The organism is Pseudomonas sp. TZ252, from assembly GCF_056110345.1.
On sequence record NZ_CM148566.1, the window covers coordinates 3261355 to 3284011 of the forward strand.

The 22657-nt window shown below is 68.6% G+C and carries 18 protein-coding genes; 5 read left to right on the forward strand and 13 right to left on the reverse strand.

The features are described 5' to 3' along the window. Positions 1 to 4: 4 nt before the first annotated feature. The 4 genes from fptA to ACYAF3_RS15135 are packed head-to-tail and all read left to right on the forward strand — an operon-like array spanning position 5 to position 5192. A complete protein-coding gene (gene fptA, locus ACYAF3_RS15120; RefSeq protein ID WP_474725752.1) occupies positions 5 to 2167 on the forward strand; it encodes a Fe(3+)-pyochelin receptor FptA in 2163 nt (720 codons plus the stop codon). After that, positions 2167 to 2448 (forward strand): protein FptB, encoded by a 282-nt coding sequence (locus tag ACYAF3_RS15125; RefSeq protein WP_003107348.1) that lies wholly within the window; start codon positions 2167 to 2169, stop codon positions 2446 to 2448. The genes fptA and ACYAF3_RS15125 overlap by 1 nt, the downstream gene beginning before the upstream one ends. A gap of 1 nt (position 2449) precedes the next feature. Then, the gene (locus ACYAF3_RS15130) at positions 2450 to 3955 is read left to right on the forward strand and encodes a PepSY-associated TM helix domain-containing protein (RefSeq protein WP_073658464.1); all 1506 of its coding nucleotides are present in this window, start codon (positions 2450 to 2452) and stop codon (positions 3953 to 3955) included. Continuing rightward, on the forward strand, positions 3948 to 5192 hold the full coding sequence (locus ACYAF3_RS15135; RefSeq protein WP_003115085.1) for an MFS transporter: 1245 nt from the start codon (positions 3948 to 3950) through the stop codon (positions 5190 to 5192). The genes ACYAF3_RS15130 and ACYAF3_RS15135 overlap by 8 nt, the downstream gene beginning before the upstream one ends. Positions 5193 to 5296: 104 nt before the next feature. On the opposite strand, the gene phzM (ACYAF3_RS15140) is transcribed toward ACYAF3_RS15135, so the two are convergent. From phzM (ACYAF3_RS15140) to phzA, 8 genes are all read right to left on the reverse strand, one after another. Further along, positions 5297 to 6505: a pyocyanin biosynthetic protein PhzM gene (gene phzM, locus ACYAF3_RS15140; protein WP_003142876.1), complete on the reverse strand. Its 1209-nt coding sequence runs from the start codon at positions 6503 to 6505 to the stop codon at positions 5297 to 5299. 179 nt (positions 6506 to 6684) lie between these two features. Continuing rightward, the gene (gene phzG, locus ACYAF3_RS15145; protein WP_003112073.1) at positions 6685 to 7329 is read right to left on the reverse strand and encodes a phenazine biosynthesis FMN-dependent oxidase PhzG; all 645 of its coding nucleotides are present in this window, start codon (positions 7327 to 7329) and stop codon (positions 6685 to 6687) included. Positions 7330 to 7354: 25 nt separating this feature from the next. Continuing rightward, on the reverse strand, positions 7355 to 8191 hold the full coding sequence (gene phzF, locus ACYAF3_RS15150; protein ID WP_003093628.1) for a phenazine biosynthesis protein PhzF: 837 nt from the start codon (positions 8189 to 8191) through the stop codon (positions 7355 to 7357). Positions 8192 to 8204: 13 nt separating this feature from the next. Then, entirely contained in the window at positions 8205 to 10088 is a 1884-nt protein-coding gene (phzE, locus tag ACYAF3_RS15155; protein ID WP_003118954.1) for a phenazine biosynthesis protein PhzE, read from the reverse strand. Then, on the reverse strand, positions 10085 to 10708 hold the full coding sequence (phzD, locus tag ACYAF3_RS15160) for a phenazine biosynthesis protein PhzD (protein WP_003093625.1): 624 nt from the start codon (positions 10706 to 10708) through the stop codon (positions 10085 to 10087). Before phzD ends, phzE begins: the two co-directional genes overlap by 4 nt. Next, a complete protein-coding gene (gene phzC / locus ACYAF3_RS15165) occupies positions 10705 to 11922 on the reverse strand; it encodes a phenazine biosynthesis protein PhzC (protein ID WP_023128567.1) in 1218 nt (405 codons plus the stop codon). Before phzC ends, phzD begins: the two co-directional genes overlap by 4 nt. 35 nt (positions 11923 to 11957) lie before the next feature. Then, entirely contained in the window at positions 11958 to 12446 is a 489-nt protein-coding gene (phzB, locus tag ACYAF3_RS15170) for a phenazine biosynthesis protein PhzB (protein ID WP_003123955.1), read from the reverse strand. 29 nt (positions 12447 to 12475) lie between these two features. Next, entirely contained in the window at positions 12476 to 12964 is a 489-nt protein-coding gene (gene phzA / locus ACYAF3_RS15175; protein WP_128669627.1) for a phenazine biosynthesis protein PhzA, read from the reverse strand. A 696-nt stretch (positions 12965 to 13660) separates the two neighbouring features. On the opposite strand from phzA, the gene phzM (ACYAF3_RS15180) reads away from it, so the two are divergent. Further along, the gene (phzM, locus tag ACYAF3_RS15180) at positions 13661 to 14665 is read left to right on the forward strand and encodes a phenazine-1-carboxylate N-methyltransferase PhzM (RefSeq protein ID WP_128669625.1); all 1005 of its coding nucleotides are present in this window, start codon (positions 13661 to 13663) and stop codon (positions 14663 to 14665) included. A gap of 10 nt (positions 14666 to 14675) precedes the next feature. Here phzM (ACYAF3_RS15180) and opmD read toward each other — a convergent pair whose 3' ends face one another. From opmD to ppgL, 5 genes are all read right to left on the reverse strand, one after another. Further along, complete coding sequence (gene opmD, locus ACYAF3_RS15185) at positions 14676 to 16139, reverse strand: multidrug efflux transporter outer membrane subunit OpmD (protein ID WP_003104727.1); 1464 nt, start codon at positions 16137 to 16139, stop codon at positions 14676 to 14678. Continuing rightward, complete coding sequence (mexI, locus tag ACYAF3_RS15190) at positions 16136 to 19225, reverse strand: multidrug efflux RND transporter permease MexI (RefSeq protein ID WP_003118165.1); 3090 nt, start codon at positions 19223 to 19225, stop codon at positions 16136 to 16138. The genes opmD and mexI overlap by 4 nt, the downstream gene beginning before the upstream one ends. A 12-nt stretch (positions 19226 to 19237) precedes the next feature. After that, on the reverse strand, positions 19238 to 20350 hold the full coding sequence (mexH, locus tag ACYAF3_RS15195) for a multidrug efflux RND transporter periplasmic adaptor MexH (protein ID WP_003104731.1): 1113 nt from the start codon (positions 20348 to 20350) through the stop codon (positions 19238 to 19240). A 7-nt stretch (positions 20351 to 20357) separates the two neighbouring features. Further along, the gene (gene mexG, locus ACYAF3_RS15200) at positions 20358 to 20804 is read right to left on the reverse strand and encodes a multidrug efflux RND transporter inhibitory subunit MexG (RefSeq protein ID WP_003093607.1); all 447 of its coding nucleotides are present in this window, start codon (positions 20802 to 20804) and stop codon (positions 20358 to 20360) included. A 650-nt stretch (positions 20805 to 21454) separates the two neighbouring features. Further along, positions 21455 to 22636, reverse strand: coding sequence for a gluconolactonase PpgL (ppgL, locus tag ACYAF3_RS15205; RefSeq protein ID WP_034015398.1), 1182 nt, complete (start codon positions 22634 to 22636; stop codon positions 21455 to 21457). Positions 22637 to 22657: the final 21 nt, after the last annotated feature.

A 22657-nucleotide genomic window follows, 5' to 3' on the forward strand; every position in this document is an offset into this window, starting at 1 on the left:
AACGATGAAAACGGAGACGAAGGTGATCAAGGGACGCCAGGGCATCGCCCGCAATCGGCACACCCCGTTGTGCCTGGGCCTGCTGCTGGCGCTGAGTCCGCTGGCCGCGGCCGTGGCCGACGCGCGCAAGGACGGCGAGACGGAACTGCCGGACATGGTGATCAGCGGAGAAAGCACGTCCGCCACCCAGCCGCCGGGGGTGACTACCCTGGGCAAGGTGCCGCTCAAGCCGCGCGAGCTGCCGCAGTCCGCCAGTGTCATCGACCATGAGCGCCTCGAACAGCAGAACCTGTTCAGCCTCGACGAAGCCATGCAGCAGGCCACCGGGGTCACCGTGCAGCCGTTCCAGCTGCTGACCACCGCCTACTACGTGCGCGGCTTCAAGGTCGACTCCTTCGAGCTGGACGGGTTGCCGGCACTGCTCGGCAATACCGCCAGTTCGCCGCAGGACATGGCGATCTACGAGCGGGTCGAGATCCTCCGCGGCTCCAACGGACTGCTGCATGGCACCGGCAACCCGGCGGCCACCGTCAACCTGGTGCGCAAGCGGCCGCAGCGCGAGTTCGCCGCCAGCACCACCCTCAGCGCCGGGCGCTGGGACCGCTACCGCGCCGAGGTCGACGTCGGCGGCCCGCTGAGCGCCAGCGGCAACGTGCGCGGCCGAGCGGTGGCCGCCTACGAGGACCGCGACTACTTCTACGACGTGGCCGACCAGGGTACCCGCCTGCTCTACGGGGTGACCGAGTTCGACCTGAGCCCCGACACCCTGCTCACCGTCGGTGCGCAATACCAGCACATCGACTCGATCACCAACATGGCCGGGGTACCGATGGCCAAGGATGGGTCCAATCTCGGACTGTCCCGCGACACCTACCTCGATGTCGACTGGGACCGCTTCAAGTGGGACACCTACCGCGCCTTCGGCTCCCTCGAACAGCAACTGGGCGGCGGCTGGAAAGGCAAGGTCAGCGCCGAATACCAGGAAGCCGATTCGCGCCTGCGTTACGCCGGCTCCTTCGGCGCCATCGACCCGCAGACCGGCGACGGTGGCCAGCTGATGGGCGCCGCCTACAAGTTCAAGAGCATCCAGCGCAGCCTCGACGCCAACCTCAATGGGCCGGTGCGACTGTTCGGCCTGACCCACGAACTGCTCGGTGGGGTCACCTACGCCCAGGGCGAGACCCGCCAGGACACCGCACGCTTCCTCAACCTGCCGAACACCCCGGTCAATGTCTACCGCTGGGACCCGCACGGCGTGCCGCGCCCGCAGATCGGCCAGTACACTTCGCCGGGCACCACCACCACCACCCAGAAAGGCCTCTATGCCCTGGGCCGGATCAAGCTCGCCGAGCCGCTGACCCTGGTGGTCGGCGGCCGCGAAAGCTGGTGGGACCAGGACACCCCGGCCACCCGCTTCAAGCCCGGTCGCCAGTTCACGCCCTACGGCGGGCTGATCTGGGACTTCGCCAGGGACTGGTCGTGGTATGTCAGCTACGCCGAGGTCTACCAGCCGCAGGCGGATCGCCAGACCTGGAACAGCGAGCCGCTGAGCCCGGTGGAAGGCAAGACCTACGAAACCGGGATCAAGGGCGAACTGGCCGACGGCCGCCTGAACCTGTCGCTGGCGGCGTTCCGCATCGACCTGGAGAACAATCCGCAGGAAGACCCGGACCATCCGGGGCCGCCCAACAATCCGTTCTACATCAGCGGCGGCAAGGTGCGCAGCCAGGGCTTCGAGCTGGAAGGCACCGGCTACCTGACGCCCTACTGGAGTCTCTCGGCCGGCTACACCTACACCAGCACCGAGTACCTCAAGGACAGCCAGAACGACTCGGGGACGCGCTACTCCACCTTCACCCCGAGGCACCTGCTGCGCCTGTGGAGCAACTACGACCTGCCCTGGCAGGACCGGCGCTGGAGCGTCGGCGGCGGACTCCAGGCGCAGAGCGACTACAGCGTCGACTACCGCGGCGTGAGCATGCGCCAGGGCGGCTACGCACTGGTCAACATGCGCCTGGGCTACAAGATCGACGAGCACTGGACGGCGGCGGTCAACGTCAACAACCTGTTCGACCGGACCTACTACCAGAGCCTGTCCAACCCCAACTGGAACAACCGCTACGGCGAACCGCGCAGCTTCAACGTCAGCCTGCGGGGCGCGTTCTGATGCCGCGCCAGTCGGGCTTCGGCTGGGCCTGGCGGGTTCCGCTGGCGCTCGCCGGCAGCCTGGCGGCGGCGACCGCCAGCGGCTATCTGTTGACTCGCGGGCTGCCCCTGGACGACCCGCTCGAGCGTCTCTACGCCGGGCTCTTCGGCGCGCTCGGGGTGGGCTTGTTGCTGCTTGTCGGCGGGTTGCTGGCGCGTGGTCCGGGCAACTTCGCCTGGCGCCTGGGCGGTAGCCTGCTGGTACTGGGCCTGGCGTTGTGGCTGCTGGCGGGGCGCGGTTGAAGTGGCGGCGCGTCCTCTCCTGCTCTCGCTGCACGGTGGCGCCGGCGCGCTGTTCGGCGTGCTGCTGTTCGTGGTGCTGTTCAGTGGCGCCTGGAGTCTTGGCCACGACGACCTGCGCGAGTGGCTGCGGGCCCCGGCGCAGGCGGGAGGAGAAGCCCTTGCGCTGGAGCGCCTGCTCGAACGGGCGGGCGAGGAAGGCGTCGACATCCGCGATGCGACCCTGCTGCTGCCCGCTCCCGGCCATGCCGCCTTCAGCGTCTGCGATGCGCGCCTGGACTGCCGGCTGGACCTCGACCCGGCCAGCGGCCGGGTGCTGCCACCGATGCCGGCGCTGGACCTCCTGCTGAACCTGCACAAGAGCCTGTTCGTCGGCTTCCCCGGGCGGGTGCTGGTCAGCCTGTTCGGCGTATCGCTGTTGCTGCTGTGCCTGGCCGGCGTGCTGCTGCACAGCCGCCGCTGGCGCGACCTGCGGCGTTGGCGGCGGGATCGCGGGCTGCGCCTGGCGCTGTTCGACCTGCATGGCCTGATCGGCATCTGGGGACTGCCCTGGCTGCTGTTGTTCGGTTTCACCGGCGCGCTCAGCGGGCTGGGCGCTCTCGGGACCCTGCTGCTGGCGCCGGTGGCCTACCCGCAGGAACCGAACCGGGTGTTCGTCGAGTTGATGGGACCGCCGCCGCCCGCCGCCGAGGGGCGGCCATTGGCGTCCCGCATCGATCTCGACCGCCTGCTTGCCGGCGATGCCGTGCGGGCGCCCGGCTTCGTCGCCCAGCGCTTGAGCCTCAGCCATGCCGGGGATGTCGCCGGCAGCGTGGAGATCGCCGGTATCCAGCGTGGCCTGCCGAGTACCGCGAACTTCGAGCGGCACCGCTATCGGCTGGCCGACGGCGCCCTGCTCGGCGAGCGCAGCTCGGCGCAGCGCGGGTTCTGGCTGCGCGCCTTCATCGCCGTGCAGCCGTTGCATTTCGCCCAGTACCAGTGGCTCGGGCCGGGCTGGTCCGCCGCGTTGCGCGGCCTGCACCTGGCGATGGGCCTCGGCGCCTGCCTGCTCTGCGCCAGCGGCCTGTACCTGTGGCTGCAACGACGCGCCTCGGCGCCGGACGCCCGCGTACGGCTCTTGCAGCGCCTGAGCCAGGGTTTCTGTGCCGGCCTGGTGGCGGCGGCCGCGTTGCTCCTGCTGGGGCTGCAACTCGCGCCCTCGGAGCTACTCGCCGGACCCTGGCCGGGGCGGCTGTTCCTTGTCCTGTGGGCCGCCGCTGGCCTGGCGGCGTTGCTGCTGCCGGGCGACTGGCCGCTGGCGCGCGGATTGCTCGGCGTCGCCGGGCTGGCCTGCCTGGCGGCCGCCGTCGCGCACCTGGCGCCCTGGCTCATGCGCGGCCGGCTGCCGGCCCTGGGCCCCGACCTCACCCTGATCCTCTGCGGCGCGCTGCTCATCCGGCACGCCTGGATGCAGGCGCGCGCCGCCACGCCACCCGCCCACCCCCGTGTCACCGGAGACCACCATGCTTGAGCTGTACCGCCACCGCCGCCTGGTCATCACCCTGGCGTTGCTCTACCTGTCCCAGGGCATTCCCATCGGCCTGGCCATGGACGCCCTGCCCACCCTCCTGCGCCAGGATGGCGCGCCATTGCAGGCGCTGGCCTTCCTGCCCCTGGTGGGGCTGCCCTGGGTGGTCAAGTTCCTCTGGGCACCCTGGGTCGACAATCACTGGTCGCGCCGTCTCGGCCGGCGGCGTAGCTGGATCCTGCCGATGCAATGCATGGTCCTCGCCTGCCTGCTCGGCCTGGCGACGCTCGGCCTCGGCGTGGCCAGTGCCGGTTGGGCGGTCGGCCTGCTGGCGCTGGCTTCGCTGGCCAGCGCGACCCAGGACATCGCCACCGACGGCATGGCGGCGGAGCACTTCAGCGGCGAGCTGCTGGCCAAGGTCAACGCGGTACAGATCGCCGGGGTGATGATCGGCTTCTTCGGCGGCGGCGCCGGCAGCCTGATCCTCGCCGGGCATTTCGGCCAGCGCACGGCGTTCCTGGTCATGGCCTGCGTGCCGCTGGCAAGCCTGTGCTGCGTGCTCGCCCTGGGGCGCGGCGACCCCCACGAACTCCCCCCGGCACCGGCCGCCAAGGCCAGCCTGCTGCGCTTCCTGCGTCGGCCGCTGGCGCCTTCGCTGCTGGCGCTGGCGCTGCTGTCGGCGATGACCGCGGTATCCGGCTTCGGCCTGTCCAAGCTGTACCTCAGCGATGCCGGCTGGGCCTTGCAGGACATCGGCCGGCTGGGCATGAGCGGTGGCCTGGTCACGGTATTCCTCGGCTGCGGCGGCGGCGCCTGGCTGGTCAGGCGGATCGGCCTGTGGCGCGGTTTCGCCCTTGGCGTGGTGCTCGCCGGTTGTTCGGCGCTGCTCTGGTATCTGCAGGCCGGTCGCTGGTTGGCACTGAGCGAAGGATTGGCGTGGACCTGCGTGCTGATCGGCTCGCTGGCTACCGGCATCACCTCGGTGGCGATCCTCACCGCGGCGATGCGCTTCGCCGGCCAGGGCGGCCAGGCCGGCACCGATGTCACCGCGGTGCAGAGCACCCGAGACCTCGGCGAGATGCTGGCGTCTTCGTTCCTGGTCAGCCTCACCGCGCAGATCGGCTATGCCGGCGGTTTCCTCACCGGCAGCGCCCTGGCGGTGCTGGCCCTGTTGCTCGCCCTGCGCCTGCAGGCCGGCGAGGGGCGCGGGGAGTGGAAGGGGCGGGCGGAAGAGGCCTGAAGCGCTGCCGATAGGCGCGCAGCGCCCGGCACCCGCACGGATGCCTCCTCTCCCGCGGACGGGAGGGGCGGGAGAGAGCAGGCGCGGTGGCCTGCCCGGTGTTGCTAGCGTGGCCGTTCCACCTGGTTGCGGTAGCTGCCGGTGATCGCTTCCAGCGCCGCGCTCTTCTCGGTCTTCGGTCGCGAAGCGGCGGCCCATTCCTCTTTTTCCCGTTCTCGGTTGGCCAGGATGATCTTGTTGGCGGTCGGCCGCCGCGCTTCTTCGTATTCGCGCAGGGCTGCGGCCACGTCGGCGTTGCGCGCCAGCGCGGCGGCCAGCTCGATGCCGTCGAGGATTGCTTGCGAAGCGCCGTTGGCGCCCATCGGATACATCAGGTGGGCGGCGTCGCCGAGCAGGGTGATGCGTCCCCGGCCCCAGTGCGGCAGCGGATCGCGGTCTACCATCGGGTACTGCAGGATCAACTGGTTGCGGGTCAGCAGGTCGCGGATGTCGAACCAGCCCAGGTCCCAGTCGGCGAAGAACGGCAGCACGTCCTCCAGGCGCCCGTCGCGGTTCCAGTCGGCCTCGTTGTCGAGCTGGCCGACGGCGGCGCTTGGCACCATGCACACCCAGTTCACCAGCGACTTGCCTTCGGCCGCGTGACGCGCCGAGATCGGATAGGCGACCAGGCGCGACCAGTGCTCGTCGTTGGCGACGATCATGGTCTTGCCGTCGAGGAAGCGGTCGAACTCGGTGACGCCGCGCCACATGGTGATCCCACCGTGGGACAGCGGCCCCTGGTCGGGATGCAGGTGCGCGCGGACCGCCGAATGGATGCCGTCGGCGCCGACCAGCACATCGGCACCGAGCGCCTGGGGCTTGCCGTGTCCGTCGCGGGCGCCGATCAGCACGCGGCCGTCGCGCTCCTCGATACGCTCCACGCCGAGACCGGTGCGTACCGCCTGTTGGCCGAGGCGCTCGCGCACCGCGGCGAGCAGGATCATCTGCAGTTCGCCGCGATGGATCGAGTACTGCGGATAGGCGTTGCCGGCTTCCACCCCGCGCGGCTCGGACCATACCGTGGCGCCGCTCTGGTCGATGTAGCGCAGCTCGTGGGTGGGGATGGCGGTGGCCGCCAGCGCCGGGCCGAGGCCCAGTTCGGCAAGGGCCTCGACCGCCGCCGGCTGGATATTGATGCCGACGCCAAGGGGGCGTATCTCGCTGCTGCTTTCCAGCAGCGTGACCTTGCCGATGCCGGCCTGGTGCAGGGCCAGGGCGCAACTGAGGCCGCCGATGCCGGCGCCGGCGATGAGGATATCGATGGGTTCGCTCATGGGTGCTTCCTTTTCTCGAGTGTTCGAATCGATGGGGGTTCGGCTGGGATGGATGACCGTTTACCGCGATGAAACGTCGGCGCAGCGGCGGATAACGCCGGTGGCGTTATTCGCCCTACGGCCCGACTCCGGGGCCGTGGGACGCATATCCGCCGTGAAACGCCGGCGCAGCGGTGTCGTCACGGTTGCAGGTAGCGGTGCTTCCAGCCTCCTTCGTCGCGGTCGTAGCGCAGGCGCTCGTGCAGCCGCTCGGTGCCGTTGCCCCAGAACTCCACCGACTCCAGGCACAGTTCGAACAGGCAGTAGCCCGGCGGGCGCGGCAGCGGGCCGTCGGTTTCCGCCAGGCGCCTGGCTTCGGCGCGCAGGGCGTGGATGTCGGCGAGGGTTTCGCTCTGCCGCGAGGCGATCGACATCGGGTGGGTCTGGTACGGGCGGCTCAGCCACTGGGCGTCGGCGCGCTCGTCGGGCAGGCGTTCGGCGCGGCCGTTGAGGATGATCTGCTGGCTGCTCTCGCGCCAGTACAGCACCCCCGAGGCCCAGGGGTTCTGCGCCAGCTCGCGGCCCTTCTGGCTATCGGCGTGGGTGGCGAACACCACCCCGCGCTCGCCCAGCTCGGCGATCACCACGATCCGCGTCGACGGCCGGCCCTGCCCGTCGACCGTGGCCAGGGCCAGTGCCCGCGGCTCGCGCACGCCATAGCGGCGGGCGCGTTCCAGCCAGTTGCGCAGCACCTCCATGGGGTTCGCCGGCGGCGCCTCGAACTCCGGGAAAGGGGCTTCGATGGTCCCGGTGAGGGACTCGGAAATGTTCGCGTTGACGCCCATCACGGCGTTCCTCCGTTCTGCCCGTTCACAGGTAGGCCCGGCCTTCGGCGAAGGCCGCGCCGTTGCCCGACACTTCCACCGCCGAGACCCGCTCGCCGGCGCCCTCGGCGCGGGCGTACATGCGCGACGGCCGGCCGATCTCGACGCCCTGGAGGATCTCGATCTGCTGCCCGTAGGGAATCTGCCGGTGGCGCGCCAGGTGGATCGCCAGCGGCCCGGCGGCGGAACCGGTGGCGGCGTCCTCGACCACGCCGTAGGCCGGCGAGAACATGCGGCTGCGCCAGTGCCGCCCGGCGCCGGCGAAGCAGTTCACCGCCAGGTCCGGGAAGTCGCACAGCGCGCGGTGGTCGGGGTGCAGCGCGGACAGCGCGGCGACGCTCTCCAGGCCGACGAACACGTGGCGCGGGCCGTTGCGGTAGACCTCGATGGGAAAGGTCGAGCCCTTCAGGCCGAGGGCGGCGAGCAGCTCGGCCGGGCGGCTGAAGTGCTCCCAGGTGGGGATCGGCTGCTGCATGCTGCAGGCCACCACCTTGCCGTCCTGGCGCTCCAGGGCGAAGGGCACGGTGCCCATCCTGGTCTCCAGGAACAGCCTGTCCTTGTCGGTCTCGGCGCCCAGGGCGATGGCGGTGCCCAGCAGCGGGTGGCCGGCGAACGGCAGTTCGTTGACCGGGGTGAAGATGCGGATGCGCGCGTCGCCGTCCTGTTGCGGGCGGAGCACGAAGGTGCTCTCCGACAGGTTCATCTCCCGCGCCATGCGCTGCATGCGCTCGCCGCTGAGGTCGTCGCAGTCGAAGAACACCGCCACCGGGTTGCCTTGCAGCGGTTCGCTGGCGAAGGCGTCTATCACGACATATCTGTGCATGGGCTCTCCTGGCTCAGGGCCGCCGCTCGACCAGCGCGTGACGCAGCAGGTCGGCGATGATGCGCGGACCCTCGCGGGTCAGCACCGATTCGGGGTGGAATTGCATGGAGGCGAAGCGCGGCCCGCGCAGGGCATGGACCTCGCCGGTCTCGCGGTCGCGGCTGATCTCGATCGGGCCGACCTCGGGAATCTCGATGCGGTCCTGCAGGGCGCGCGCGGCGAAGGTGTTGTAGAAGCCGACGCGCTCGGCGGCGCCGAACAGGTCGATCTGTTTCTGCACGCCCTGGTTGGGCTCCTGCCGGCGTTGCAGGTCCAGGCCCAGGCACAGGCTCAGCACCTGGTGGCTCAGGCACACGGCGAGGAACGGCCGGCGCTCGCTGAGCAGCGAACGGATGGCCAGGTGCAGGTGGCCGATCTTCGGCTGGCCGATCTCGGTGGGGTTGCCCGGGCCGGGGCCCATGATCACCAGGTCGTAGCCGTCGAACGAGTACGGCTCCTGGAAGCCGCGCACGGTCACCGTCAGGCCCAGCGACTTGAGCTGCTTGGCGATCATCGAGGTGAAGGTGTCCTCGGCATCGACGATCAGCACCTCGCGTCCGGACAGGTCGGCCTGCAACTGCTGGCGCTCGCTGGCGCCGCGCAGCCAGAAGTCGGCGATCGGCGCGTTGCGGCTGGCCAGCGCCGCCACCACGTGCGGGTGCGAGCCCAGGCGCTGCGGCGCCTGGCTCTTCAGCGCGGCGATCAGCCCAGAAGCCTTGGCCCGGCTTTCCGCCGCCTCGCCCAGGGGATCGGAGTGACGCACGATGGTCGAGCCGACGCCGATGCGCAGGCGGCCGTCGCCCTCGATCTCGGCGGTGCGGATCAGGATCGCCGAGTCCAGCGTGCGCCCGCCCTGGCCGTCACCGCCGATCAGCGCCGCCACCCCGCTGTAGTAGCCGCGACCCTGCGGCTCGTAGCGGCGGATCACCCGGCAGGCGCTTTCCAGCGGGCTGCCGGTGACGGTCGGGGCGAACAGCGTCTCGCGCAGCACCTCGCGCACGTCGCGGCTGGTCTGGCCCTCGATGAAGTACTCGGTGTGCGCCAGGTGCGCCATCTCCTTGAGGTAGGGACCGAGCACCCGGCCGCCGTCCTCGCAGATCCGCGCCATCATCTTCAGCTCCTCGTCCACCACCATGTACAGCTCGTCGGCTTCCTTGCGGTTGTCGAGGAATTCCATGACCTCGGCCAGGTTCGGCCCGGCCGGCGGGTAGCGGTAGGTGCCGCTGATCGGGTTCATCACCGCCAGGCCGTCGCGCACGCTGATGTGTCGCTCGGGCGAGGCGCCGACCAGGGTGCGTTCGCCGGTGTGGACGATGAAGGTCCAGTAGGCGCCCTTCTCGCGCAGCAGCAACTGGCGGAAGAAGCTCAGCGCGCTGGCCGTGGCGTAGCCGTCGATGCGCGCCTGGAAGCGCCGCTTGATCACGAAGTTGGCACCTTCGCCGCGACCGATCTCGTCGGCGATGACCCGCCCGACCACTTCGGCGTAGGCCTCGTCGTCGAGGTCGAAACCTTCCTCGCTCAGTTCCAGCGCCTGGTTCGGCAGCAGCGCCAGGGCCTGCTCCAGCGGCAGCAGTTCCTGCTCCAGGACCTTCAGCGCCAGCAGCGGCGTGCCGTCGTCGAGCGCCTCGAAGCCGCGCTCGGCGATCTGCCGGTAGGGAATCAGCGCCAGCAGGTCATGGCGCGGCAGGCCCGGGCCGGGCTCGTCCAGCGGCAGGTCGGCCAGGCCGTGCAGTTCGAGCGCCTCGCCGCGGATCACGTCGAGCAGGCCCGGGCCATTGCTTTCCGGGCGGTAGAGCAAGGCGAACGGCGCCGGCCGTTCGAGCAGGCGCTGCAACAGCGATGTGGGCAGGGCGTTCATTCCAGCACCTCGTCGGTGGTGACCACCATCGCGCAGCGGCTGGCGGCGTATTCCAGGGCCATGCGGTGGTGCGCCTCGCTGAAGTCGGCGATGGCGTCGGCCACCAGGAACGGCTGGATGTCGTTGGAGTAGGCGTCGACCGTGGAGATCAGCACCCCGACGTGGGCGTATACGCCGCACAGCACCAACTGGTCGCGGCCGGCGGCGCGCATCCGCTGGAGCAGGTCGGAGTGGAAGAAGGCGCTGTAGCGCCACTTGGTCAGCAGCCAGTCGTCCGGCCCCGGCGCCAGCTCCTCGACCACCTCGCGGTCGGCCGGACTGGCGCGCATGCCCGGCCCCCAGAAGTCCTTGAGCAGGCCGCGCTGCTCCTCGGTCATGCTGCCCGGCTGGGCGGTGTAGGCGATCTGCACGCCCTGCTCGACGCACCAGCGGCGCAGCCGCGCGGCGTTGGCCACCAGCCCGGCGCGCAGGCTCTCGGGCAGCGGGCGCAGGAAGTAGCGCTGCATGTCGTGCACCAGCAGCACCGCGCGCCGCGGCTCCAGGCTCCAGCGCGCCAGGTTGGCCGGCAACTGCTGGGCAGTCGGCAAGGGATAGGCGGTGATTTCGGGAATGCCGCTCATGCCACGGTCTCCAGGGGGAAGGTTGCGCTCGGGATCGCTTCTGCGCCGGACCAGGCCATCACCGCGCTGAGTGCCTGCCAGGGGTTCAGCCGCGGATCGCAGAGGCTGGTGTAGTGCCGGCTGACCTGGTGCAGGCCGCTGGAATCGGCGACGCACTCGGTGACGTCGTCCGGGGTGGTCTCCAGGTGCAGCCCGGCGGCCACGCCGCCGGAGCCGGACACCGCCAGGCGGAACGCCGCCACCTCCTCGGCGATGCTGCGCACCAGGCGGGTCTTGTTGCCGCAGGGCGCGACGATGGTGTTGCCGTGCATCGGGTCGCTCAGCCAGATCACCGGGTGCCCGGCCGCGCGCACCGCCTCCACCAGCGGCGGCAGGCGCTCGCCGACCTTCTGCGCGCCCATCCGCGCGATCAGCGTCAGGCGCCCCGGCTCGCGGCGCGGGTCGAGGCGCTCGCAGAGCGCCAGCAACTGGTCGCGGCCGATCTCCGGGCCGACCTTGCAGGCCACCGGGTTGAGCACCTCGGCCAGCAGCGCCACATGGGCGCCGTCGACCTGGCGGGTGCGCTCGCCGATCCACGGCCAGTGGGTCGAACCGAGGTAGACCCGGCGCTGCTCGTCCTCGCGCAGCATCGACAGCTCGTAGTCGAGCAGCAGCATCTCGTGGCTGGTCCAGACCGGCGAGGCATTCGCCTCCTGCACGGACGCGGCGTCCCAGCCCAGGTGGCGCATGATGTTGCGCGCCGCCGCATAGCCCTTGAGGATCCGCTGCGGATCGGCCCGGCGCTGCTCGGCATGGGCCTCGCGGCCGTTGACCATGTCGCCGCGATAGACCGGCAGGGTCTGCTCGCCGACCTGCTCGTGCGGCTTGGAACGCGGCTTGGCGTACTGCCCGGCGATGCGCCCGACGCGGATCACCGGCCGCCGGCCGGCCAGGCGCAGGGCGCCGGCCAGCAGTTCCAGCACGGCGGCCTTGCGCGCCACGTTCTCGGCATGGTGGTCGTCCATGTCCTCGGCGCAGTCGCCGCACTGCACCACCAGCGCCTCGCCGCGGGCGACCCGCGCCAGGGTCGCGCGCAGGGCCAGGATGTCGCCGGCGCGGATCAGCGCCGGACTGCCGCGCAGGTACGCCTGCACGTCGCGCAGGCGCGACGGATCGCCCCATTCGGGTTGCTGCAGCGCTTCGCAGCGCCGTACGCGTTGCAATAGATCGTCCATGGTGGGTCCCCCTTCGGCAGGAGATATCGTTTCGATCAAGTGGGAATGCCTTCGCGTTTTATTTCCGGGACCGGAATGCTCAAGGCGCGCAATTGCTGGAAGACGTTCATGAATTCGCGGTTGCGCTTGATCTTGCCGTCTTCAAGTTCGAAGGAATGCAGGAAGTGGTTTTCGTAATAACCTTCGGGATATCCGGGGAAAAGAATCTTGCCGTGACCGTCGCATTCGACCCAGAAATGATTGGGGTCGTCGGTTCCGAATATATTTATGTTGTACCACTCCCAATCGGGAAAGCACTTCAATGACCAGACGGCATGTTCCGCAAGTTTGTCTTTGCCACGAATGACGATGGGCGAGCCGGTATCGGTGGTCCATAAACCGCCACAGCCGTCCTCGACGAAAAGTTCATGGCGGCGCAGGCGATCCTGGCCTTTGGTATTCATGTACTTCTCGACGGTGGCGCGATTCTTTTCGCGAAGTTCGTTGGCATCGGTGAAACCGATTGGATTTGTCGTATCAGGCATCGTCAATGCTCCTTGGCGGTAGATGTCATTCAAGTGGGAATACCGTCACGTTTTATTTGCGGAACGGCTATTCCCAATGCACGCAGTTTCTGTATCGGGTTCATGAACTCGCGATTACGTTTTATCCGGCCGTTCTCGAGTTCGAAGGAATGGATGTAGTGGTTCTCGCAATAGCCCTGCGGATACCCCGGGACCAGCGCCTTGCCGCGCCCGTCGCACTCGACCCAGAAGTGGTTCGGATCCTCGGTCTCGAAGATCCGCACGTTGTGCCACTCCCAGTCGGGGAAGCAGCGCTCGAGCCACTCGGCGAGCCGCCTGAGGCTCTCATGGCCCCGGAAAACCAGGGGTTCGCCGCTTTCCGTGGTCCAGTTGCCGGCGCAGCCGTCCTCGACGAACAGGCTGTGCTGCTGTAACCGTTCGGCCCCCTTCATTGCCATGTAGCGCTCCACCGTGGCGCGATTCAGGCGCCGCAGACGCTCGATGTCGAGGGGTGTTTCCCTGTACCGCTGACCGTTCATGCGCCGCCTCCGAGAGGGCTCTCCAGGTATGCCGGAGAAACTTTTCCCTCGCGGCATCGGTTATTCGCTGGCGCGCAGGAGTTCGTCGCTCGGTAAGGGAGCGATATTCGCTGGGCGCATTGTTTATACGTAGGGTGAAATTTCGCGTTACATATGTTCGCCTGTCGTTTCCAATTTTCGAAAGGCAATAGGAGTTTCATCCCGGGTTTCTTTTGGAAACCTGTCGGTAATGGATTCGCAATGCTTTCGTTAAGGTGCGACAGACGAGGTCGCGAAGACTTTCAGCGTCATTCCGTGAAGTGTTTCAAATAGCCAGCATCCCTGGTCGCTGATGTGGATTGCATAAAACACAGAACGCTCGTACCGGCTCAACTACAAGATCTGGTAGGTGCCAGACAGGGTATGCGGGATTGCTAAGCTGATGCTTCCTGCAATGCCGGAGGTTGTAGCCAAGTTGTAATTTTATTCTTTCGGTACGCAGGAAAAGGCTCTGGAACAGGCAGTTGGAAAGTTCCAGGGTTGTTTCCGCAACGAGATCCAGGGAGCGCTGATCCGGGGGATGAGCGCATTTTTTCTCAAAGTTCCGAATGAACCGGGGTGTTCTGCGGTATTTCTCGCCGAGCGGGCAAGAAGTGCGAAATAGAGCGCTTGGGTACTTCTCGGGTTACGGAAATGTGTAACGAGAGAGAATAAAAGATGAATAATTCGAATCTTGCTGCTGCGCGTAATTTGATACAAGTTGTTACCGGGGAATGGAAGTCCCGTTGCGTCTACGTCGCTACGCGCCTCGGGCTGGCCGATCTGATCGAGAGCGGGATCGACAGCGACGAGACGCTGGCCGCCGCGGTCGCTTCCGATGCCGAGCGCATCCATCGACTGATGCGCCTGCTGGTGGCCTTCGAGATCTTCCAGGGCGATACCCGCGACGGCTACGCCAATACCCCCACCAGCCACCTGCTGAGGGATGTCGAGGGCTCCTTCCGCGACATGGTGCTGTTCTACGGCGAGGAGTTCCACGCCGCCTGGACGCCCGCCTGCGAGGCGCTGCTCAGCGGTACCCCAGGCTTCGAGCTGGCGTTCGGCGAAGACTTCTACAGCTACCTGAAGCGCTGCCCGGATGCCGGCCGGCGCTTCCTGCTGGCGATGAAGGCGAGCAACCTGGCCTTCCACGAGATCCCCAGGCTCCTGGATTTCCGCGGGCGTAGCTTCGTCGACGTCGGTGGCGGTTCCGGCGAATTGACCAAGGCCATCCTGCAGGCCGAGCCCAGCGCCCGGGGCGTGATGCTCGACCGCGAGGGTTCCCTCGGCGTGGCCCGCGACAACCTTTCCAGCCTGTTGGCAGGGGAGCGCGTCAGCCTGGTGGGCGGCGACATGCTGCAAGAGGTGCCGTCCAACGGCGATATCTACCTGCTGTCGCGGATCATCGGCGATCTGGACGAAGCCGCCAGCCTGCGGTTGCTCGGCAATTGCCGCGAGGCGATGGCCGGCGACGGCCGGGTGGTGGTGATCGAGCGGACCATCTCGGCCAGCGAGCCGTCGCCGATGTCGGTGCTCTGGGACGTGCACCTGTTCATGGCCTGCGCTGGCCGTCACCGCACCACCGAGGAGGTGGTCGACCTGCTCGGGCGCGGCGGCTTCGCGGTGGAGCGGATCGTCGACCTGCCGATGGAAACCCGCATGATCGTCGCTGCCAGGGCCTGAATCGGAACTTTCAACGGTTGGCCCCGGCGGTTTCGCCGGCGGCCAGTTGGCCGGCGCCCGGCGCCAGGTCGCCGCTGCCCCAGCCGAGCGCCTTGTAGAGCGCGATGACGTTGACGAACGAGGCGGTCTCCGCCTGCGCCAGTTCCTCGCGGATCTGGTACAGCGCGCGCTGGTTCTCCAGCACCGCCAGGTAGCTGCCGGCGCCGGCGCGGTAGCGTTCGTTGGCGATCTCCAGGGCGTTCGCGCCATGGGTCGCGGACTGGAACAGGGCGACCAGCCGACGCTGGTGTTCGGCCAGTTGGTTGAGCGCGTTGCCGACGTCCTCCTGGGCCAGCAGCAGGGAGCGCTGGTAGCGCGCCAGCGCGGCGTCGGACTGCGCCTCGACGGCGCGCAGGCGGGCCCGCACGTTGCCCAGGCGGAACGCCGGCCAACTGACGCTGGGCGCCAGTTCGAAGGCGCGCGAGGCGCTGCCGAGGTCGCCGCTGCGCAGGGCGAAGAAACCGATGAAGCCGCCCAGGTCGAGGCGCGGATAGAGTTCGGCGGTGGCCGCGCCGACGTCTTCGGTGCTCGCTGCCAGTTGCCGCTCGGCGCTGACTACGTCGGGGCGCTGGAGGATCAGGCGGTCGACGTCGCCCAGCGGCAGGTTCTTCGCCAATGGCGCGGCGGCGCCGCCGTCGAGGATCGGCGCGCCGCTGCCGGGTGCCTCGCCGCGCAGCACGTCGAGGCGATAGCGGGCGCTCTCCAGCGCGGTCGTCAGTGGCGGAATCGCCGCTTCGCTGCGCAGCAGGTTGGCCTGGGCGTTCTCCACGTCCTCCGGCAGGCCGCTGCCCAGTTGCAGGCTGCTGCGGGTCAGCTCCAGGGTGTCGCGCCAACTGCGCACCTGGGCGCGCGCCACGTCCAGCCGGCGCTGGTAGCCCTGGATCTCGAAGTAGGCGCGGGCGGTGTCGGCGGCGATGCTCAGGCGTACCAGCCGGAGGTCGGCGTCGGCCGCTTCGGCGCGGGCCAAGGCGGCGTCGGAAAGTCGGCCGAGGCGGCCGAACAGGTCGATTTCCCACTGCGCGTCGAAGCCGGCGCGGTAGCTCTCCGCCAGGCGCCGGCGCGGCTCGCCGTCGTAGTCCAGCTGTTGTTCGATGCTGCGGCTGTAGCCGGCCTGGCTGGTGACCTGCGGCAACTGGTCGAGCCAGCGGTCGTCGAACAGCGCGCGGGCGCTGCGCAGGTTGGCGCGGGCCTCGCGGATGTCGTGGTTGCGCGCCAGCGCCTGGTCGACCAGGCGCACCAGTTGCGGATCGTCGAAGAAACTCCACCAGGGCGCTTCCCGCCGCTCGCCGGAGAACTCGCCGAGGTGCTCGCTGGCGACGCGTGGCGGCGGCGACTGCGGACGCTGGTAGTCGGGGCCGACGCTGCAGGCGGCCAGGCCGGTGCCGACCGCCAGGGCCAGCGCCAGGCGCGAAAGGTTCGGGTAGGAGCGCTTCATGCCTTGTTCACCAGCAGATCGGCCTCGGCCAGTTGCCGGCTGCGCGGGCTCTTGTCGACTTCCGCGTGGTTGCGCGCCAGCAGGGTATAGACGGTGGGCAGCACGAACAGGGTGAAGAGGGTGCCGACCAGCATCCCGGAGACGATCACCACGCCCAGGCCGAAGCGGCTGGCGGCGCCGGCGCCGCTGGCGAAGAGCAGCGGCACCAGGCCGAAGACCATTGCCGCGGTGGTCATCAGCACCGGCCGCAGGCGGATCTGCGCGGCGCGCAGGATCGCCGCGCGGCGGTCGAGGCGCTCGTGGAGTTGCAGTTCGTTGGCGAACTCGACCATGAGGATGCCGTGCTTGCTGATCAGGCCGATCAGGGTGACCAGGCCGATCTGCGTATAGATGTTCATCGTCGCGTAGCCCAGCGCCAGCGGCAGCAGCGCGCCGCAGATCGACAGCGGCACGGTGATCAGGATGATCAGCGGGTCGGCCAGGCTCTCGTACTGCGCGGCGAGCACCAGGTAGATCACCACCAGGGCGGCGAGGAAGGCGAACACCAGGGTGTTGCCTTCCTGGGTGTATTGCCGCGAGTCGGATTGCCAGTCGTGGCTGAAGCCGGCCGGCAGGCCGCGCGCCACGTCGTCGAGGAAGGCCACCGCCTGGCCCATGGAGACGCCGGGCGCGGGGATCGCCTGGAGGGTCGCGGCGTTCTGCTGGTCGAACTGGATCAGCTTGTTCGGTTCGACCTGAAGCGCCACCCGGACCACCGTCGACAGCGGCACCAGGTTGCCGTCCTGGGTGCGCACGAACTGTCGTGCCAGCGCTTGCGGAGTGAAACGCTGGTCGCGCAGGCTCTGTGGGATCACGTCGTAGGAGCGGCCCTCCATGCCGAAGCGGTTGACGTAGTTCTCGCCCACCAGCACCGCCAGCGACTCGCCGACGTCCTGCATGCGGATGCCCAGGCTGTTGGCCTTGGCGCGGTCGATGCGGACCTGGACCACCGGGTTGTTGTAGTCGAGGTCGCTGTCGACCACCACGAACAGCCCGCTCTGTCGGGCCTTCTGCTTGATCTCTTCCATGGTCCGGTAGAGCACCGGGTAGTCCTGCGGGCTGCGCAGCACCATCTGCACCGGCAGGCCGCCGGTGGAGCCGGGCAGGGCGGCCAACTGGAAGGCGAAGATGCTGCTGCCCTCGACATCGCCGACCTTGCCTTGCAGCTCGGACTGGATCGCCGAGGCGTCGCGCTCGCGTTTTTCCCAGGCCGCCAGGTTGATCCCGCCGAAGCTCGCCGCCGGTCCGTCGGTGCCGTTGATGATCCAGGTGCTGACGGTTTCCGGGATGCTGGTGTAGACCTGGTCGAGCTTGCGCGCGAACAGTTCGACATAGTCGAGGTTGGCGTGCTGCGGCGCCTTGATCGCGGTGAGCACCGCGGCCTGGTCCTCGGTCGGCGCCAGTTCGCGCTTGGGCATCGAATACAGCAGCGGCAGGCTGATGCACACCAGCAATGCCAGGCCGCCGGTCAGCCAGCGGTGGCCCAGGGAGAACTCCAGGACCTGCCCGTAGCGCCGCGTCAGGCCGCCGAAGAACCACTCGGCGGCGCGGCCCATGCGCCCCTCGTTCTGGTGCGCCTGGAGCAGCAGCGAACTCATCACCGGCGACAGGGTCAGCGCCACCACCCCGGACACGATCACCGCGCCCGCCAGGGTCAGGGCGAACTCGCGGAACAGCGCGCCGGTGAGGCCGCCCATCAGGCCGATGGGGGTGTACACGGCGGCCAGGGTGATGGTCATGGCGATCACCGGGCCGGCCACTTCGCGGGCGCCGATCAGCGCCGCCGCCACCGGCGACTTGCCTTCCTCGATGTGGCGGTGGACGTTCTCCACCACCACGATGGCGTCGTCCACCACCAGCCCGATGGCCAGCACCATCGCCAGCAGGGTCAGCAGGTTGACGCTGAAGCCGAAGGCCAGCATCAGCGCGGCGGCGCCGAGCATCGACAGGGGAATGGTCGCCACCGGGATCAGCACGCTGCGCAGCGAGCCGAGGCAGAGGTAGATCACCAGCACCACGATCAGCAGCGCTTCCACCAGGGTCCGCACCACCTCGTCGATGGAGGCCTGGATGAAGCGCGAAGTCTCGTAGGCGAGGTCGACGCGGACATCCGGCGGCAGGGTCTTCTGGATCTCCGGCAGCAGCTTGCGGATGCCGTCGACGATCACCAGCGGGTTGCCGGTGGGCGTCGGGAACAACCCCAGGTGCACCGCCGGGTCGCCGTCCATCAGTGCGCTGGTCTCGGTGGCCGCGGCGCCCAGTTCGACGGTACCGACGTCGCGCAGGCGCACCAGGCCGTTGCCATCGTTGCGGATGACCATCTCGCGGAAGTCGTCGACGTTGGTCAGGTCGGTGTTGACCCGCACGTTGGACAGCACGTACTGCCCCTTCACCATCCCCGGCGCCGCCTGGTAGTTGTTGCGGCGGATCGCCTCGGCCACGTCGGAGGCGGTCAGGCCGCGCCCGGCGAGGCGGTCGGCGTCGAGCCAGAGGCGCATGGCCAGGCGCTGGCCGCCAAAGGTCTGGACCTTGGCCACGCCGTCGATGGAAGAGAACATCGGCTCGACCACCCGCGACAGGTAGTCGGTCAACGCCGGGATCGGCAGGGTCTTGCTGGAAAAGCCGACGTAGGCTACCGCGGTGGTCTCGCCGGAAGAGCGTTCGATCACCGAGTCGTAGGCACGCTCGGGCAGCTTGTAGCGCACCGAGTTGACCTTGGCCATGGTCTCGGTCATCGCCTGGGTCGAATCGCGGTTGAGCAGCATGCGGATGGTCACCACGCTACGCCCCTGCACCGAGGTCGAGGAAAGGTAGTCGATGCCCTCCACCGACGACACCGCCTGGGCGATCGGCTGGGTGACGAAGCCTTGCATGAGATCGGCGGAGGCGCCGGGGTACTCGGTGGTGACGGTGATGGTCGAGCTTTCCAGCAGCGGGTACTGGCGGATCGGCAGCTTGCCCAGGGAGAACAGGCCGAGCAGCAGGATCAGCGTGCTGACCACCAGCGCCAGCACCGGCCGGCGGACGAACAGGTCGGTAAAGGTCATCGCGGGGTTCCTTCAGCGGCCTGCGACCGGCACGGGGGGCGCGGCGCTGCTCAGGGTGTCTTCCTTGACCGGTTCCACGGCCATCCCGTCGCTCAGGTTGATCTGTCCGGAAGTCACTACCCGGTCGCCCTCGGCGAGGCCCTGGAGGATTTCCACGCGACCGTCCCAGCGCTCGCCGATCCGCACCGAGACGCGCTTGGCGCTGAGCGGCCGGTCGCCGTCCTGGTGGGCGACGAACACGGTGTCGCCGTAGGCGGTGTAGGTGACTGCGGTTTCCGGCACGCTCAGCGACGGCGCGTCGGCTTTGCGCGAGACCCGGATGCTGGCGAACATGCCGGCGGCGAGCAGGCCTTCGGGGTTGTCCAGCAAGGCCTGGACCTGCACCGTGCGCGACTTGCCGATCAGCGGGTCGATGGCGCTGATGCGCGCCGGGAAGCTGCGCCCCGGATAGGCGTCGACCAGGACCTCGAGGGGCTGGCCGAGCTTCAGCTCGGGACTGGTGCTTTCGTCCAGGGAGAAATTGCTTTTCAGGGTCCGCGCATCCACCAGGCTGGCCACCGGCTCGGCGACGCCGAGGTACTGGCCGAGGTGCACGCGGCGGATGCCGAGCTGGCCGGAGAAGGGCGCGCGGATCGCCTTCTGGTCGATCAGCGCCTGGGTCTGGCGCACCGCGCCGAGCGCCATGTCGCGGGCGGCGACGGCGTTGTCCAGCTGTTCCTGCGAGGCGACGTTGCGCTCTACCAGCTTGCGCGCACGGGCATGGAGGATCTCGGCATTGCGCAACTGCGCCTTGAGACGGATCAGCTCGGCCTGTTCCACCGCGTCGTTGAGTTGCACCAGCAACTGCCCTTGCTGCACCTGCTGGCCCGATTCGAAGGCGATGCGGGTGATCCGTCCTGCCGCTTCGGCGGCCACCTGGACCTGGCGACCGGCCTCCAGCTCGCCGACGCCATCGAAGACGCGCGGCACCACCCGCCGCTCCACCGAGGCGAGGGCGACCTTCACCGGCGGGTAGCCGGCGAAACCGCCGGCGTCTTTCTTCGCCGAGCCGGTGGCGTAGACGGCGATGCCGATAACCGCCGCGCAGATGAGCGCGGCACTGGCGATCAGGACGGGTTTCTGCATGATCGCCTCAGGCCTTCTGGTAGGTGGCGGCCACGGAGACGTCCTGGCGCAGCCGCTGACGTTGCGCGCTGGCGATGGCCGTGGCGATCAGGCCGCCGATCACCGCGATGTGTTCGAGGGCGAAGAACATCGCCAGCTTGGCTTCGACGCCGGTCTTGCTCCAGAAGGTGTGGACGATGAGGATGGTCAGCAGCAGGAACACCGCCAGCGCCCCGGCGCCGAGCCATAGCTTGCGGTCCAGCAGGACCAGCGCGGAGCCGGCCAGCAGGGTCACGGCGGTGGCGATGTTGAACAGCCAGGCCGGCTCCAGGCCGGCGGCGCGCATTTCCTCCAGGCTGGCCTGATAGTCGAACAGCTTCGCCAGTCCCGAGGCGACGAACATCAGGGCCAGGCAGATCCGGGCGGTCAGCCAGAGCCAGTTGCTTTCGAGCGAGTTATCGATGAAGCGCTGCATGGGTCGTTCCTTGTGCTGGTCGCCATCCGGCGCCGCGAAGCGGCCGTGGAGGCGGTTCGTGGTCCTGGGGAAACGGGGCGGTATGACCGCAGCGGGGACTATAAAACCTCAAGTTAAGTTGAGGTCAAGGGCGTCTGTGATTAGCGCTATAGGCCTTGCTGGGCGTGGGTTTAAGGTGGATTCGTTGGTGTCGCGGGACGGTGGGATGAGGGGCTGACGATTGGTCGCGGGGACTATTGGGGGAGGGGCTGGGTGTAGCTTGCGGGCAACCCGTCGCGACGGTTCCCCCTGGAGCGAGACGCCTTCGCGGCATCACTGTCGCTCGACCCGCTGCGCGACGATTCGACCTCCTGCCGGGGCGAGTTAGCTACCCCATCGTCTGGAGGGCAAGCATGGCAAACCTCTACGTGGCGGATCCTGGTTCCGTAGGGCGAATAACCGCTTGCGGTTATCCGCCGGTTCTCCGGGACAGCGGCGGATAACGCCCCTGGCGTTATTCGCCCTACAGGACTTGCCGTATGTGGGCGGAAGCTCCATGCCTGTGGGCCTTGGAGCCAGGGCGGGCTTCGGGTCTGGCTCCGTAGTGCGGATGACCGCTTAGCGCCGATCCGCCGGCCCAGCGGCGTATCGGCGGATGGCCGAGCGCAAGGTCACGGCACCGCCACGAAGCGCAGATCGCTCGGCGACCCCACCTCGACGCTTTGCAGCGTCTTGCCCACCTGGCCGCTCTGCGGATCGCGGGCGAACACCCGCAACTGGTCGCTGTTCTGGTTGGCCACGAGGACGAAGCGCCCGCCGGGCGAGAAGGCGAATTCGCGCGGCTCGGTGCCTTCCACCGAGCGCCGTTCGACGAAACGCAACTGGCCGCTGGCCGGGTCGACGGCGAAGGTCACCAGTTGGTTGTCGTCGCCGCGATTGAGCACGCCGAGGAAGCGGCCGTCGGCGGACAGGTGCAGGGCGCCGGCGCCGACTTTGCCCTGGAAGCCGGCAGGCGCCAGGTCGTGGGTCTGCAACTGACGCAGGCGGCCATTGCCCTCATGGGCGAACACCATCACCTGGCCGCTCAGTTCCAGGGTCAGGTAGGCGAAACGCCCGTCGGCGCTGAAGATCAGATGGCGCGGGCCGCTGCCGGGCGGGGTCGGGACGAATGCCGGATCGGCCGCCTGCAGCGGACGTTCGGCCTGTTCCGGGGCGTAGCGGTAGACGAATACCTTGTCGGCGCCGAGGTCGGGGGCGAACAGGTACTGGCCGTCGGGCGAGGACACCACCGAGTGCACATGACCGGAAACCTGGCGCGGATGCACCTTGCTGGCCTGGTGCGACTCCACCTGCACCACCGGCGCCAGCGAGCCGTCCGCGCGCACCGGCAGTACCGCCACCGAACCTTCCGGCTGTACCGAGTAGTTGGCGACGAACAGGTAGCGACCGTCGTGGCTGAGGCTGCTGTAGGTCGGATGATCGCCGAGGGTCTGGACCTGGCTGATCTGTTGCAGGCGGCCGCTGATCGGATCGAAACGGTAGGACGTGGCGCGACCGACGGTATCGCCCTTGCCGCCCCGTCCGTTCTCGTTGACCACGAACAGAGTGCGTTGGTCCGGGGCGAAGGTCAGGTACGAGGGGTTGCTGGTATGGGCCACGCGCAGCGGGCCTTTCACCGAGCCGTCGGCGCCGTCGAAGCGGTATACCTGGATGCCTTCGCTGGAGCCTTCGGTATAGGTCCCCACCAGCAGGTTGTAGAGGCTGGCGGCCTGGGCCTGGGGCGCCACGCCGGTGAGCGGCGCGAGGGCCAGCAGGCAGAGGGCCAGCAGGCAGAGGGTGGGCAGTCTTCTCATGGGCAACTCCTTGGCTCGCTA